At 36.7% G+C, this 15,757-nt stretch carries 12 protein-coding genes and 1 riboswitch; of the genes, 1 reads left to right on the top strand and 11 read right to left on the bottom strand.

The window, feature by feature from the left end; genetic code table 11:
- Positions 1–140: 140 nt before the first annotated feature.
- From T479_RS20910 to T479_RS20950, 9 genes are all read right to left on the bottom strand, one after another.
- Entirely contained in the window at positions 141–605 is a 465-nt protein-coding gene (locus T479_RS20910) for a low molecular weight protein-tyrosine-phosphatase (RefSeq protein ID WP_025220743.1), read from the bottom strand.
- Positions 606–792: 187 nt separating this feature from the next.
- Positions 793–1,401: a lysophospholipid acyltransferase family protein gene (locus T479_RS20915; protein WP_024361396.1), complete on the bottom strand. Its 609-nt coding sequence runs from the start codon at positions 1,399–1,401 to the stop codon at positions 793–795.
- Between the two features lie 88 nt (positions 1,402–1,489).
- A complete protein-coding gene (locus T479_RS20920; RefSeq protein ID WP_025220744.1) occupies positions 1,490–2,320 on the bottom strand; it encodes a putative RNA methyltransferase in 831 nt (276 codons plus the stop codon).
- Positions 2,320–3,687 carry an MATE family efflux transporter gene (locus T479_RS20925; RefSeq protein WP_038510666.1) on the bottom strand — a complete coding sequence of 456 codons (1,368 nt, stop codon included), beginning with the start codon at positions 3,685–3,687 and terminating at the stop codon, positions 2,320–2,322. The genes T479_RS20920 and T479_RS20925 overlap by 1 nt, the downstream gene beginning before the upstream one ends.
- Positions 3,688–3,842: 155 nt before the next feature.
- Positions 3,843–4,610 carry a tyrosine-protein phosphatase gene (locus T479_RS20930; RefSeq protein ID WP_025220746.1) on the bottom strand — a complete coding sequence of 256 codons (768 nt, stop codon included), beginning with the start codon at positions 4,608–4,610 and terminating at the stop codon, positions 3,843–3,845.
- A gap of 568 nt (positions 4,611–5,178) precedes the next feature.
- Positions 5,179–6,138 (bottom strand): ABC transporter substrate-binding protein, encoded by a 960-nt coding sequence (locus tag T479_RS20935; protein ID WP_025220747.1) that lies wholly within the window; start codon positions 6,136–6,138, stop codon positions 5,179–5,181.
- A gap of 1 nt (position 6,139) precedes the next feature.
- Positions 6,140–6,682, bottom strand: coding sequence for a cobalamin adenosyltransferase family protein (locus T479_RS20940; protein ID WP_024364575.1), 543 nt, complete (start codon positions 6,680–6,682; stop codon positions 6,140–6,142).
- A 154-nt stretch (positions 6,683–6,836) separates the two neighbouring features.
- Positions 6,837–7,039, bottom strand: a riboswitch (cobalamin riboswitch).
- Positions 7,040–7,193: 154 nt separating this feature from the next.
- Positions 7,194–7,739 (bottom strand): glutathione peroxidase, encoded by a 546-nt coding sequence (locus T479_RS20945; protein ID WP_024364576.1) that lies wholly within the window; start codon positions 7,737–7,739, stop codon positions 7,194–7,196.
- Between the two features lie 271 nt (positions 7,740–8,010).
- A complete protein-coding gene (locus tag T479_RS20950) occupies positions 8,011–8,559 on the bottom strand; it encodes a hypothetical protein (RefSeq protein WP_024364577.1) in 549 nt (182 codons plus the stop codon).
- 94 nt (positions 8,560–8,653) lie between these two features.
- Between T479_RS20950 and ytvI the strand changes: the two genes are divergently transcribed.
- Positions 8,654–9,712: a sporulation integral membrane protein YtvI gene (gene ytvI, locus T479_RS20955; protein ID WP_024364578.1), complete on the top strand. Its 1,059-nt coding sequence runs from the start codon at positions 8,654–8,656 to the stop codon at positions 9,710–9,712.
- A 159-nt stretch (positions 9,713–9,871) separates the two neighbouring features.
- On the opposite strand, the gene T479_RS23045 is transcribed toward ytvI, so the two are convergent.
- Positions 9,872–14,089, bottom strand: a complete 4,218-nt coding sequence (locus T479_RS23045; protein ID WP_052599540.1) for an S-layer homology domain-containing protein — start codon at positions 14,087–14,089, stop codon at positions 9,872–9,874.
- Positions 14,090–14,361: 272 nt separating this feature from the next.
- The gene (locus T479_RS20970) at positions 14,362–15,489 is read right to left on the bottom strand and encodes a C40 family peptidase (RefSeq protein WP_029747435.1); all 1,128 of its coding nucleotides are present in this window, start codon (positions 15,487–15,489) and stop codon (positions 14,362–14,364) included.
- Positions 15,490–15,757: the final 268 nt, after the last annotated feature.

Below are 15,757 nucleotides of genomic sequence, written 5' to 3' on the forward strand. Positions count from 1 at the left end.
TTTTCGTATCTTTACTCTGCAAATAATAACATATTGATGCCTTCAAAGCTAGATATGCCAATGTTTAAGGTAATCTTTTCACATGGGGAAATCACATAATATTTACCATTTTAAGACAAAAATAACCGTGAAGCTAGTGCCTATAACTTGTTGTCAAACTTAATTTTTTCTAATAATGCCTGACAGCCCTCTAATACTAGATCATAAGTTTCCTGAAAATCACCTGTATAGTATGGATCAGGTACATCCATTTGATGGTCCGTTAAATCTAAAAAACAAAAAATCTTCGGTGAATCTGGATTACCTAGCATCGTAAAAATATTACGTACATTATTTTCATCCATTCCTACAATATAATCAAATTGATTAAAATCATGTTTTTGTAGCTGTCTTCCTTGCATTCCCTTTGTCGCTATACCATATTCTCGTAACTTGTCTTGTGTTCCACAGTGGGGTGGCTCACCGATATGCCATGAGCTTGTTGCAGCGGAATCTACGTCGATTTTGTCGGTCAACTGTGCTTTTTCTATTAAATCTCGCATGACTGCCTCAGCCATTGGCGAGCGACAAATATTCCCTAGGCAAACAAAAAGTACATGAATCATAAAATCAATTACGCCTTGGCGTAATTGCGTTCAGATTTTTTTCGAGCATGCTCGAAAACCTCCTCTAAAAAATCTATGACATCCGCCAGGGCTCTTAACTTGATTCAACTTGACCTTAGCTAAATCGAGTTAAGAGCCTCCTACGACAAAGCACCCAAAATCAACGAGATTCTGAGTGCTTCCTGTATTATTTTTTATCTGCTGCAATGCGTTTATTCAATTCTTCTGTTAACGCAATTAACTCATGTTCAAGATGGTGTGTAAATTCCTCACGACCTTCTTTTCCTTTCCCTGTCACATAAAACGGCTCTCCATAGATGAGATAACCCTTTCCTCGTTTAAAGACATCGCCAGCATTTCGCGCTCCAACGTAAGCGGCTGGAACGATTTGAGTTTTGGACAGTTGTGCTATCGTGATAGCACCCTGCTTTAAATCTGTTCCTTCTGAATTACGAGTACCTGATGGGAAAATCCCAACAATTTTTCCCTCTTTCAGCAACTGTGAGGGAATTTTGATTACACTTGGCCCGGGATTATCACGATCAACAGGAAAGGCATTTAAATGATTAATAAGCCATCCTAGCCCTTTGATATCAAACAATTGCTTTTTCGCCATAAAGTGAATTTCACGAGGCATGACCGCAACACCTAAATTTAATATATCCACATAGCCTGTATGTGTACACGCAATAATAAACCCACCTTCCTTTGGTAAGTTATGCGCATCATATACACGAGCCTTTGAACCTGTTAATTTTAATATTAATTTGACAAGATTTGCCGTAAATTTATACACTGTTTTATTCCTACCTTATTCAATAGTTATTACTATTGTAATCGAAAAGTGCTGTATACCGCAATTGTCCAAGTCAAATCGATCTGATTTATACCTGACCGATTAAGATATCAACATCAATCGTTATTTCACTGACATCCACTTCTGCTTGCTGTGCTTTGTGCCAGCCCATCGGCGTCATTTCTAGCAATGCTGGTACGAGTATTGAAGCAAGTGGAACCGTATAAGTAATGCGTTCTACTGTAACCTTTGTAAAACATTCACGAAAGCGTTCGACCGTTTGCTCATTGGAGTACGTTTCTTTAGTCGAATCAGCGTAAAGCTGCGCTCGTAATTGTTGCAAATAACCACTTTGCGGAACCACTTTTACAACGCACCCTCCAGTTGTAAGTAGCCGTTTAAATTCTTCATAATTTGCTGGGGATAGAATATTTAATATGACATCGAAGCTATGCTTAGCAAAGGGACTTTTCGCTAAATCTCCTACACACCAAATTTGCTCTGGGTAATGGCGAGCAGCAGCAAGGATTCCCTCTTTTGCAATATCAATGCCTACACCGATACTATCTCTTTCAGACAGTATGCGAGCTAAATGCGAACCCTCTCCACAGCCGGTATCCAGCACCGTTTTTGCTTGTCCTATTAATTCTGCTATTTTCTCCTCTAGAGGATCGTACAACCCACTATCAATTATCTTTTTACGGGATTCAAAAAGATCCTTGCTATATTTAGAGGTTGCTCCATGCGTTAGCATATTGACATAGCCTTGCTTGGCGATATCAAAAGAATGGTTTGCTGTACATGTCAACCTCCCTTGCTCATACACTTGCATGGACTCCTGACAAATTGGACAAGCAAATAGCTCAATATTTGCATTTATTAATGCCGCTCCTGCAGCTCGTTTAGAAATGGCCCCCATTATATTTCCCTCCTTTTTTCTGTTGGCGAAACAATGGCAAAACGCTCCCATTTTCTACTTTTCCACCTAAAGTATACGATAATAGCACGCATCCATTCATCTGCTGAAATAGCTAACCAAATTCCTACTAATCCCCAATCTAAAACAAATACAAATAAGTAGCCAAGTGGCAAACTCATACATACCATTGATAAAAATCCGATTTTAACAGGAAACCTTGCATCACCTGAAGCACGTAATGAATTAATAACGACGATATTCATTGTACGACCTGTTTCTAACAATATACTTAATGCTAAAACAGATCCGCCGATTGCGATAATCTCTGGATTATCTGTAAATAGGCTCATGAACTGCGTACGGAAAATTGTAACAACACTCACCATAAGTATCGTGAAAATAAAAGCTGAGCGCACGCTTACCCATAATTGATGATAGGCCTCATCTTTTTTACCTGCCCCCACATATCGACCTATAATAATCGCCGTCCCTGTACCGATTGCAACTGCAAATAAATATGTAAACATTGAAATATTCATGGCATATTGCCTTGCTGCAAGCGTCTCAGCACCTATATAGGTTGCGTAATAAAGGAAGACAATTTGGCAAAATTGGTAGAGCACTTGCTCAAAAGCAGATGGTAAACCGATATTTAAAATTTTTCGGACATATTCTTTTGAATAGGTGAAATAGTATTCTATTTTCACACGTATCTCCATCACCTGATACAACAGCCACGAAAAAACAAGTACCGCCAGTCCCCTGCTAATAATGGAGGAAATCGCAGCGCCCTTAACACCCAATTGTGGCAGTCCAAAATTCCCAAAGATTAATCCGTAATTTAAGAGGACATGAATAACATTCATTCCAAGCGAAACGTACATGGTCTGTTTCGTCCAACCATGGACACGAATAATGGCTGCTAACGCATTAATAATAGCCTGTAAAAAAATAAAACTACCTATAATGACTAAATAGCTTTGCGCATATTGCAAAACATCGCCCTTTAAATTCATCATCGTCATTAAATGGCTTGAGCCGAAGAAAAAAATCATACTCATAATAAGCCCAACAATTATGTTCATCGTAACTGCTAATGCCGAAATTTTTGTAGCCTCTAAATAGCGTTTCGAACCTAAATATTGCGATACAACAATTGCAGCACCATTGCCCACCACTTCAAGTATTAATATCGCAATATGAATATATTGATTGGCAGCACCAACACCTGAAACTGCATTATCCGACAAAGCACTTAACATCAATGTATCGGCTAATCCCATTAACATAAATAAAAAAACTTCCAAAAAGATCGGCCATGTTAAATGAAATAAACTAAACTGGTCGGTCGAATGTTTCTCTCTCATCGCATGTCCCAACTACTTCACTTCTCTCTATCCATTACATAAAAATCTATTGTATCTTATCACAGATTGGCTTGTTGTATAGGATAGGTAATACAAAAATAATTGAATAGCTACAAAAAAATCCCTCTCACTGCATGGCGTGAAAGGGTGTCTTATTAACATAAGCAATATTCTTGTAATTGCTGTCGTTTTTCTGTTGTTAAGCCAAATTCTTGCTCTAAAAATACGTTTTTTGAACCGTATTTACTATCCATAGCATCAAAGGCGGCTTGCAAATAATCCTCGCGAGCTGACATTAGTGCGTGAAACTGCTGTAATTCATGATCATTAAAAGTATCTTGGATTGCCTGTGCCATGCGTTCTACCATTGGGCGTAAGTAAATATTTGTTTCTAAATAGTCTTGCATAATGGTTTCCTCTGGCACATCTAATGCTAGCAAAATAAGAGCTCCTCCAATACCTGTTCGATCTTTGCCTACTGCACAATGATGAACTAGACCTAGATTATCTGGATTTTGGATTGTTGCCATTAATTTTTTAAATGATATATTGTTAAATGGCATTTGTGCATAAAAATCTCGAAACATCTCAGGACTTACAACTTTATAAAAATTGTGACCACCAGTATTTGTTGGCATCTCAAACGCATGATTTCCCTTTGCAGGAATTTGAATATACTTTGCATCCTTGAATGTTGGATTAGGGTTATTTCGTGCCTCGTGTTCATCTCGGTAATCAAAAATTGTTTTTACCCCTAATGTTTCAAAGCGCACCTTATCCGCTTGTGTCATCTTACCAAGTGCAGCTGAACGATATAGCAAGCCATTCTTTACGATACGACCATCCCTCGTCTTATAGCCACCCATGTCGCGGAAATTCAAGACTGCCTCAAACGGAATAACTTTCATGTCAAACTGTGTCATCCACTACGCCTCCCTTATGTTAGCAATCATTTCTACTTCTATTTTATAGAACAAACAAAGATAATACCAATTATCCAATGCCTTATTTATTCAACTATATTTATTTTAAAACATGAATAACGCTATTGTCCGCTAAGGCAAATACTTTCTACAAAGGAAGAAATGCCAGCAGGCAACAACGGCATAGCAAAAACAGATAATGGGACAAAAGAGAAAAAGTGTTAGATCGATGGCAGTCAATCTAACACTTTTTTGCTGCGCCGGTATTGTCCGCTTCGGCGGTGCTTTCTGCGGGCACACCGTAAGCCGCAACCCTCGCTACGCGCGGTCTGTTGCGTCTAACATAATGTGCTTTTTCCGCTAGAGTCACCACCTCCGCTACCAACAACTAGGGAACCCTTCTAATTTATTATTCATTGCAAAAGAAATAATAGTAAATATGTTCTATATATTTTCTTAGCAAAAATTTATCAAAACCAATGTACCTCTATTTAAGATTTTAAGGTTATGTCCCAGCCTCTTTTCTCTTTTGCCTAAAGCTAATATAAAAGGTTTTTACCGTTTATCCTTATTTAAATAACTCAGGATATACAGCTTTTGCTACCATTTCAACAGCTTCCCCGATACGAGGTCCTGGACGATTTGAAATATCTGTATCAATAGCACTTACTGCTTTATCTTGAATAGCTGTAATCGTATTCCATCCATCACGTCCTAGAATTTCCCCTACTGGGTCTTTTACATAGTTGACAGTTGTTAAAATAACTTGAGGATTTTTCGCAATAACATCTTCCTCTGCAACCTTTACCCATCCTGTTTGGTCACCAAATACATTGTTGACATTTGCAGCATTTAAAATTTCCTGTTGGAAAGTACCAGCTGCTGTTGTATAAATATCAGGTTTTGGGCTAATTTCTAAGTAAACATTTTTTGGTGTTTCTACACTTTTTACTTTTGCTTGAACATCAGCAATTTTCGCTTTAATCTCTTTGTTTAATTGCTCGCCTTTATCTTGTACACCCATCACTTCAGCAAGTTGTTGAATATCTCCATAAACATCTTCAAATGATGCAGCTGATTGAATAACAAATACTTTCACACCTGCATCTTCAAGACCTTTTAGTGCATCTAGTGTCTCTTCATTTCCTGTAGAGTACGCAATGACAACATCTGGCTTTAAGGCTACAATTCGTTCGCTATTAAATGTCACTGAATCTGACACACGTTCGATGTTTTTTGCTTCTTCTGGGTACGTATCATATTCTGTAGCTCCGACAACTTTATCGCCAACACCTAGTGCAAATAAAATTTCTGTGTTACTTGGTTGTAATGACACAACAGTTTTCGGTACTGCATCAAATGCTACTTCTACAGCGCGATCATCCTTAACTTTATAGCCACTTTGCTCAACTTGTTGGTCTGATTTAGATGTATCGTCATTTTTCGCTTTATCTGCTGTGCCGCATCCTGTCAATACAAGCGCAAGCATTAACACAGTAAGCCATTGGATTTTTAATAGTTTTTTCACTTTATTCATTCTCCTTCTTTTTCTTCATTGGATATGATTTGCTAATAAACGGGATTTCAGCGATTCCAGCCTGTTGATTCATGTAAACAGCCATAACAAAAAATACATTAGCTAGTAATCCTAAGTAGTCGAAAAGAATGGCCGGTACTTCCCTTTCCTCTGACACTTTGTGTAGCACACGGTACGATTTTTTTGCCTCACTCCGACATAAGTGAAGCGCAGTTGCAGCCCCAGTGCCTTGTGGCAAAACAAAATTTTGAATTTGTTCCTTTACATGTCCTACATAAAAATCATAACGATCACTGAGCCATGACAAATCTTCTTCCGTTACCGCAAGTTTGCCACGTACCGAGCCATTGACATGGTATGCCATTGGCAAAATAGTCAATAAATCTGCCCCGACTACTTCAACTTCTTCGGCTTTTACAGCAGCCAATGCTACACCGATATGCGTTGTTAAACTATCTGTACGGATTTCAAAATCAACTGTAGATATTTTTTCACGCATGAACGGGTAACAAGAATAACGCGCATCTTTTTTCATCTGTAATCCCTTCTTTCTTTCATGAACAGATTTTGCTTAAAAGGTGCATAAAAAAACGTCGCTCCCTAGGGAACGACGAAAATAGCATATATAGTGTTGTCTAACGAAGACAGCTAATGTATTTGCCGTATATCCTCCTAGCTTCCGAAGAGTTTTTATACATTAAATAACGGTCGGTCTCCTGGCTCGTACAGTTAGCTACCTTCATTTCGTAGCGCTCATAAAGCCTTCCCATCCTGTTGTCTTTGGACAGTGGCATGTATTATGATTTTTGTACTTACAGTTGCGGAAACAGCTTCGGTCTTACACCGAATTCCCGATTATGCTAAAATTAGCACCATTATTCTGCAAGAATTATTCACTTGAATAGCAGTTTATCATATATGGATTTAAAAAAATAGTTATGAGATTGAAGCATAATCGAATATATCCACACCGTACTTAGCACTATTTCTACATAGTGACCAGCTATTCGTTATTCTTTCCTAATAATTCTGACTAAAAGAGCTAGCTATAAAATTTTTTCAATTGCTTGCTCAATATCTAGTTGGGAATCGGTTGGTTCGAAGCGTTCCACTATATTACCTTGATTATCTACTAAAAATTTCGTAAAGTTCCAACGAATATTACGCCCATCTAAAAAGCTAGGAGCGATTTGGATAATTGATTCCGCTAACATCTTTTCCTGCATATTGGCTTTACCGAATTCACGAAAATCTACTTCGTGCTTTAAATAATTAAATAATGGATGTGTCCCTTCGCCATTTACCTGAACTATTTCAAAGATTGGGAACGTTACCCCGTAGTTAATTTGACAAAGTTTAATCGTCTTTGCTCCATCTTCTGGGTTTTGTTCTCCAAATTGATTACAAGGGAAACCAAGCACAACGAAATTATTCTCGCCATATTTATCATACATTTTCTGTAAATCTTCGAATTGATATGTAAAGTCACATTGGTTAGCTGTGTTGACAATTAGCATCGTCTTTCCACGATACGTTTCCATTGATAAAATTTCACCGTTTGGCTTCTTTACTAAATAATTATAAATACCCATTATCTCGACCCTTTCTAGTTACTATTTTTTTATATAGAATGACCAACTATAACCCCTCACCCTGTATATTGCGTGAATAATTATGTTGCTTATTCCTCAACAAATGGTTTTGTCGCTTTTTAGAAATTTAGTAACTATTGCATACTAAATTCCAGATAAGTAAATAAGACCTACATTTATATGAATCAAAAATACTGTTTTTTTCATTATAACAATAACTTTTCTTTCTTCAAAATAACTCGCTCGCCATAAAAATAGCCATCTCGCTATGTTAACGGATGGCTGTTTTATATTTCTTTTTACATTTTGTATCTTGCTCTTCTTCAATTAATCTCATCGCAATATCCAATAGTTTATGATCATTAGTAGCATCAAATAACTTCTTAAAAGAGACAATTATATCATAACGAATAAGTGTTGGTTGTTTTTCATCCATACAAGTTTGGAACCTTTTCGCTAAATAAGAAACAATTAAATCTCTTTGAACCTGTCCAGCAAGCCCAATTTGCCAGATTGCTTGTAATGCCTGTCTTGCTGTTACTTTACTTTCATCATACGTCACTGCCCAGATTTTTAGAAAATCATCAAGAACACGCTCTTCTGGATCACTCTTTGCTGCTAACGCACATAAAAACTGTGCAGCACGCGCACGCGCATGTCCATTATTATATGTAAGGGCTTTAACAAGTTGTTCCCAAACTGCATATGTCCAATCAACTGGTTCTTGCACAATTTTCATCAATTTTCTATAAGACTCGTATTCAATTTCACGGTCACGCTCTGTTAAATTACTAAAAAGCTCTAAAATCTCTTTTTCCATGATTTATCCCTACCTTCATTACTTTCAGAACGTTTTTAAATTTTAATTTTATTGTGTTACACTGTACTTAAATTAATGATAAAAAGGAGAGCTTATGAATAGATCTATAACTCGAAAGTTGATTATACGAACGCTAGCGATTATATGCCTACTAGTAGCTGCATATTTTATCATACCAGTTTCCGTGCCCATACTATTAGCGGGTATTACAGCTTTTTTATTGGAACCCATTGTCATGTTTTTTAAACGAAAATGGAAAATGTCTCGGAAAATAGCTGTTGCGTTTATATACATAGTAAGTGTTATTTTTATTTCTATTATCTGTTACTTTACTATTACCCAACTAATGTCGCAAATAATTTCCATTTCCAAACAAGCACCTTACTATATTTCTAAGCTATCTGAGATGTGGGGGCATATGCAAGAGAATATTTCAAAATATACAGAAGACTTTCCGACTGAAGTGAGTTCCTCACTTCAAAAAACGGCAACCGACTTTATTAAGAAAATTGAAGAATCTTTTTTAAACTTCTTTAATTATACCAAAGTTACGACCTTCTTTTCACAAATTCCAAGCCTCTTTATTAGTCTTCTCGTTTATATGATTGCTCTATTTTTATTTATGCTCGATTTACCTAAATTAAAACAGATAACTTATAAATATTTAAAGCCATCAACAGAAAAGAAATTAAAAATTATTACGAATCGTTTAAAAGATGCATTTTTCGGTTTTATGAAGGCACAAGTTCTTGTTAGCTTTATCATTGCCGGAGTTACATTTATTGGATTACTCCTTATTCAACCAAAATTTGCGCTAACAATGACTTTTATTATTTGGATTATTGATGTTATCCCGTTCCTCGGCTCCATTATTATTTTAGCGCCTTGGGGAACTTACCACCTGTTGATGGGGAATACATCGATTGCCATTAAGCTCTTTGTTCTTGCAGCTATTTTATTAATTATTCGTCGAACTGTCGAGCCTAAAGTAATGGGCGCACATATTGGTTTATCTCCTCTGCCAACATTAATAGCGATGTTTGTCGGTCTACAACTATTTGGTATCATCGGCTTACTTGTAGGGCCATTTGTTATCATCTTATTGTTCGCCTTAAAAGAAACAGGGGTTATTAAAATCAATTTTAAAATCTAGCAGATGTGAAATAAATTGGACAGTTGCTTGAAAAATGGGGACGTCAAGACGTAAGTAGCTCGCTAAGCTATGATTTACGGCTCTATCCAACGACAAATAAAAATAAACACAGGGCACATTCTATTCATGATAAATAGAAGTGCCCTATATTATTGTCTATTACTTTGAATTAATAAGCTCTGCTTTCTTTAAGAAGCGTTCGATTATTACCGCTACTTCTGCACGCGAAATATTAGCAGTTGGCGCGATTGTTTTATTTGCCTTACCTGTTACTAAACCTGTTTTTACTGCAACTGCAATAGGAGATTTAGCATATTCGGCAATTTGTCCTTCATCTATAAACGCAGCTAAAATAGTTGCCGCTTCTTGCTCTGAAATCGTTGTATCTATATCGGTTAACAACAAAGCACGCGCTAAAATTGTCATTGCTTGCTGACGTGTAATTTTATCATTCGGTCCAAAGTGACCATTGCTGTAACCTTGAATAAGCTTGTATTCACTTGCAGCATTGATATAGCTTGCATACCATGCATCTGTTGTTACATCTGCATAATGACTAGTAAGGTCATCTGTTTTTAAACCGAGCGCACGGACTATAATAGCAGCAAATTGTGCACGTGTTATATCTTGATTAGGTGCAAATATGCCCTCACGTACTCCATTAATAATCATTCGAGAGCCAAGATTATTCACAGCCTCTTTTGACCAATGATTAGCCACATCGGTAAATTCAATAGGATTCCAAACAAGAGCATACGTACTATTTGTTAAACTATTAATCACCGCATAGTACTTTCCTTCTTTTTGTATCACTTTTGTCGGTACATGTTGTGCTGTGCCGTCTTGTTTAACGACGATAGCCGTTGTAATTTTGCTTGCTTCCACGTCTTTTGGTATCGTTATTGTTCGTTGAACATAAGCGTTGAAGCTTGTAATATCAACCGTTTTTATAGTACTTACCGCTTTTACAGTAAACTCAATAGGTGCAACCATTAAAGAGAAATTACCTTGTTGTGCCACATTTTCTACAAACTTCACCATATCGTTTGTAGGCTTCGCAATTTCGATTTGTACTTTAATGTCTTCAAGTGAAATATCTTTTCCTATTTCTGTAGAAATTGCATCTATATTGATTTGTGAAGCTGGCAATGTGTAAGAAGCTGTTGGTGTTTGAATAACTACTAATGCTTGCTCATTCTGCATATTTTTTACCATTTGAGCATTTAAATCTCCAATAATGATATCAGCATCCTTGTTTACAGGAATAGTCACAACTGCTTTTTTACCTTCTGCCGCTAGTTTTTCCTGTAACTTTTTAGAATCTACCGTTACCGTCATTACTTTTTGATTTCCTACCTGTGTGCTTGTCGCTTTACCAATGGCCTCTTCTTTACCATTAACAAGTACTTTTACATCTTCTGTAGGAGTCGGCTTTGGAGTAGGTTCCGACGTTGACGGAGTACTAGAAGAACCACCATCACCACTAGATATCACTTCCCACTTCGCATAGACCGTTGTATTGCCTACTATACCTTTTGTAAAATCAAACACCTTCGTCAGTTCACGATCCATATACCAACCGCCAAAAGTGTATCCAGCTTTTGTTGGATTTTCGCTTGGTTTTGTAGCGACAGCTCCTACTTTTACTTTTTGCGCTTGCACTTTACTACCGCCATTCACTTCAAAGGTAACAGTATATTGTTGTACAACCGTTATTTCAAAATCAGTTGTAACTTTGCCTCCAAAGTCGTCTTCAGCAGTCACAGTAATAGTAGCTTGGCCTGCTGATAATGGATTAATTTTTAAATTATTATCTTTGATTGAGACTGTTGCAATTGCTTCTTTATTTGAGGTTGCGGATAATGTCAAAGAATCATTATCTAAATCCTTAAACGTATTTGACAAGTCCAAGGAGATAACATCGCCACCTGCAATACCTTGTTGATTTGCAATCGGTTCATTGACAGTAGGTATTTGGTTTTCTTGTACAGAAAAAACGACATTTCCTGTTGCTTCTTTCGGATCAATTAATCCGGAAGTTGTACCATCATCTACAATTGTATAGTTAAAGCTCCCTTGACCTTTAAAATCCTTTTCAAAGGCAAACTTAATTTCATCATTTTCAATCGTTACCGTTCCGCCTACTGCATTATCAACAGATTTCATGCTAAGCTTTTGATTGTTTTCGTTTTCTGGACCTGCTTTATCATTAGCAAGCAGCTCAACAAACGTGATGATTTTAGCTTTAGCATTTTCTTTCACTGATAGTGTATCATCTGTCGCGATTGGTTCATCATTCACTTCACTCACAGTAATAGTAGCTTGAGCCGTATTACTTAGGCCACTATCTGTTGTATCAAGTGCTGCAGCAACATCAAAACTAAAGACATCATTTGCCACTGAATTTAAATATTGTGTCGGCGTGAACTTTAAGCCACTATTCCCTTCTGCAATGGTAATAAAATCTCCATCTTGGATGACTGTTGTACCATCGTTTTTGAATAATGCCCCACCTTGAATATTACTAATTTTTAGATGTGTAACGGCATTTCCATCTTCTGATGTAATAACTAATCCGCTTTGTGTTTGGCTATGTTCCGTAGTCGAAGCACTTGTAACCAATGGGCTACTTGCGTTTCTGATTACAGTTAGAGTATACGTATTTTCGATACCCTCGATAGATTTCACAACGACAGGTATACTATTTTTCCCAACTTGAAGTGAAAGCTCATCAGATGGACTTTCACTAGTAACATCTGTATCTAGTACTTTTATTGTTGCTGCAGTATCCATCACTGTCGGTGTTACCTTTAATGAAGTTACCGCATTATCTACATGGACGATATAGTCATTTGTGTCTTCTGCAAAAGCAGGGCTTAGTGTTCCTTCACTCACAGTTAAATTAGATAATGTTGGTGGATTGCCAACTAAAACATTACATGTTGCAAATTTTGTGCCATCTTTTGTTGAAGTGACCGTAATGGTAGCGCTACCTTCTGCTAACCCTGTCACCAAACCATTTTGGTCAACTGCTGCAATCGTGGAGTCGCTAGATTCCCACGTTACATCTTGAGATGTTGCATCCGCAGGAGTAAATAAAGCTGTTAACTGTTTTGTTGCATTTGCTTTAAGCGCTATATTCGTTTGATCGAGCGCTAAATTAGTAACTTCTTTATATGGATTTACTGGATAATAACTAACTTGACTAGTTCCAACTGTCAAAATATCATTAACACCATCATTATTCATATCTTCTATAAATAGTTGCTCGATATCCCCCCCATTTGTAGTAACATCAGGAGCGCTGTTAAATTGACCTATCCCATTATTAAGATGAACGTCTAATTTCTTTTGATTTGCATTATTTAAAGCTGTAAGAGCAATATCCTTATAACCGTCATTATTTAAATCACCAATTGCAATTGAACCATTTATAAATGCACTTCGACTTAATAGCGTTATATCAAAACCTGTATTCGTACTATTACGAAGTCCTACAGATATTTCAATTGATTTCGATGGGTAACTACCTCTCACTAATACAAAATCATCTTTTCCGTCTTGATTTAAATCATCTGAAGCAACATATAGTGCGACTATACTATCCGATCTTTGAGGTACTGCTTCAAGCTGAAATGTACCATCGCCATTACCTAGTCCAATTTTAAATAAATCATTATGATTTTTATTATTTGTCGAACAAATATAGTCTAAATTGTGATCACCATTAAAATCGCCCATAGAACAACCATTATTTCCTGATTGATTATCTACGCCCGCATTTACTTTCAACGAGAATGAAGGATTATTTGGTGTACTATTATTAATACCTACATATACGTTATCTGTTGTAAACCAAATGATATCATTTTTTCCATCATTATTGACATCTCCCGTTTGCACACTCTTACCATAAAAGGCTATTGAAAATAGATTAAACGTAGATTGTTTTGTTAATGTTTGATTATCATGGTTCCATAAAATAATATTATTAGGGCTTTCTGGAACGCCATTTGATCCGGCTGAAACAATATCCTGTTTACCATCACCATCTAAGTCAGTCATTGCTGTACTATAAAATTCATTCAGCTCCCGACTCCCATTATGTAATTGATAGGCAGGTACTCCTTTTAAATCGCTTAACGTAAAGGGTGTTAAACCCACCATTCCTGCCATGTGGAGTGTACCATCACTATCTTTTCCAATAGCTACTACTTTTTTTCCAGAGCTAATCGTTCTACCCGAAAATACCGCTTGTGGTTCTCCTAAAAATATTTGGTTTAACGATGCTGCTTTTGCTTCTCGAGGTGCAATCGGAAGCAAGCTAAGTAGCATGAATAAAATAATAACAACATGTATCAATTTCTTATTCTGCATTCTATTTCTCCTCTCCCTCTTTATTTTTCTAAAATGAATGCCGTAATCAGCATAACAATAGTAACTCTCAAACTTCTCTCAAATACGATACTTTAGCATTATTTCTATAGGGAATAACTATTACTATTTTCATTATCAATCGATTTTAAATCACTAAAAGGACTTAACTGCAAATAAAAATAGCACCTATTATCGTGATAATCCGATAATAGATGCTATTGTATATTTTTATTTAACTTTTTTGCTATTTCATTCGTCTAACTTTTATAAGCTTATTGAATACGACCGAAGCCTACTAAATATTGGTTCCACCAATCAAGTGATTCGATCACTACGCCTTTATTTTGCGCATCAATCATTGTGTTATTACCAAGGTAAATCCCAACATGTGCTACGCCTGAACCATAGCTAAAGAATACTAAATCACCAACGCGAGCTTCACTTGCTGAAATACGTTGTGTTGCTAAGTATTGTTGTGATGCTGTACGAGGTAATGATACCCCAGCTTGCTTGTAAGACCATTGTACAAGACCAGAACAGTCAAAGCCTGTTGTAGGGTTACTACCACCCCAAACATACGCACGACCTAGGAATTGCTTGGCAGTTGAAATAGCACCACCTGAAGATGCTGTACCAGCACCAGACCCCACGACGATTGACTGTGGTTTGCCACCATTATTGTTCACTTGAACAACAGGTGTAGCTGATTGAAGTGCACGTAAACGAGCCGCTTCTTCTTCAGCAGCCTTACGTTCAGCTTCTAAACGCTCTTCTTCTTGTTTCGTTGCAATTTGAGCTTTTAATGCAAGTGATTTTGCTTGGTTTTCAGCTTTTTTCACTTCCATTTCGCTTTCCTTTTGTTGAAGCTCTTGGAATTGTTTTTGAAGCTCTTTTTGTTTTTCATCTAATGTTGCTTTTTGTTGTTCTAATTTCACTTTGTCTGCTTCTTGTTGATTTACTAGCTCTTGGTCAGCATCCATTAATGTTTTAACCGCTACGACACGGTCCATTAAATCTGCAAAACTCTTTGCTTCTAGCACAACGCTTAAATAGACACCTACAGTGTTATCTTGTGCTTGATAAGCCGCCATACGTTCACTTAAAATAGCTGAACGTTGCTCAATGCGTTTTTCAGTTTCAGCAATACCTGCATCTACTTCTTTGATATCAGCTTGTACTTGGTTAAATACTTTCACTTTTTCATCGATTTCTTGTTGTAGCTGTTGTAATTCTGTCTCTAATTTTTTTACTTCCGCATCGATTTTTGCTTTTTTCTCGATCATTTGCTGAGACGTTTCTTCAGCGTGTGCTTCAATCGGTTGTACTGTATTAAATAATAAGCCGCCTGCAAGTGCTAATGTTAGCACCATCGACTTACGCCATTTATTGCGCTTACCCATGAATCTTCATTTCCCTTCATCTATCAATTTCGCTCTTTATTTCCTTATGTAAATACTTGAACGATTCAATTAAGTTCTTATGTTTTTATTAGCCTTTTAAAGTTTAGCATTAATGCCGTAACTTTTATACTATTTCTCACCGTTTTAATCGTAAAGTAAAACTCGAAATATAATTGTAACATTGTATAAAACGCGACATTTTTCTACAAAACCTTTATATACAGCTAGAAAATGACGTTTTCATCTCCAAGTAGTCCATTTCACCTTG

Origin of the sequence: Lysinibacillus sphaericus (assembly GCF_000600105.1) — a bacterium.
Lineage (GTDB): Bacteria > Bacillota > Bacilli > Bacillales_A > Planococcaceae > Lysinibacillus > Lysinibacillus sphaericus.

Coding starts and splice junctions, on each gene's coding strand:
- T479_RS20910 (WP_025220743.1), bottom strand. CDS start 605: ATGATTCATGTACTTTTTGTTTGCCTAGGGAATATTTGTCGCTCGCCA.
- T479_RS20920 (WP_025220744.1), bottom strand. CDS start 2,320: ATGGGGGCCATTTCTAAACGAGCTGCAGGAGCGGCATTAATAAATGCA.
- T479_RS20925 (WP_038510666.1), bottom strand. CDS start 3,687: ATGAGAGAGAAACATTCGACCGACCAGTTTAGTTTATTTCATTTAACA.
- T479_RS20930 (WP_025220746.1), bottom strand. CDS start 4,610: ATGACACAGTTTGACATGAAAGTTATTCCGTTTGAGGCAGTCTTGAAT.
- T479_RS20940 (WP_024364575.1), bottom strand. CDS start 6,682: ATGAAAAAAGATGCGCGTTATTCTTGTTACCCGTTCATGCGTGAAAAA.
- T479_RS20945 (WP_024364576.1), bottom strand. CDS start 7,739: ATGGGTATTTATAATTATTTAGTAAAGAAGCCAAACGGTGAAATTTTA.
- T479_RS20950 (WP_024364577.1), bottom strand. CDS start 8,559: ATGGAAAAAGAGATTTTAGAGCTTTTTAGTAATTTAACAGAGCGTGAC.
- ytvI (WP_024364578.1), top strand. CDS start 8,654: ATGAATAGATCTATAACTCGAAAGTTGATTATACGAACGCTAGCGATT.
- T479_RS23045 (WP_052599540.1), bottom strand. CDS start 14,089: ATGCAGAATAAGAAATTGATACATGTTGTTATTATTTTATTCATGCTA.
- T479_RS20970 (WP_029747435.1), bottom strand. CDS start 15,489: ATGGGTAAGCGCAATAAATGGCGTAAGTCGATGGTGCTAACATTAGCA.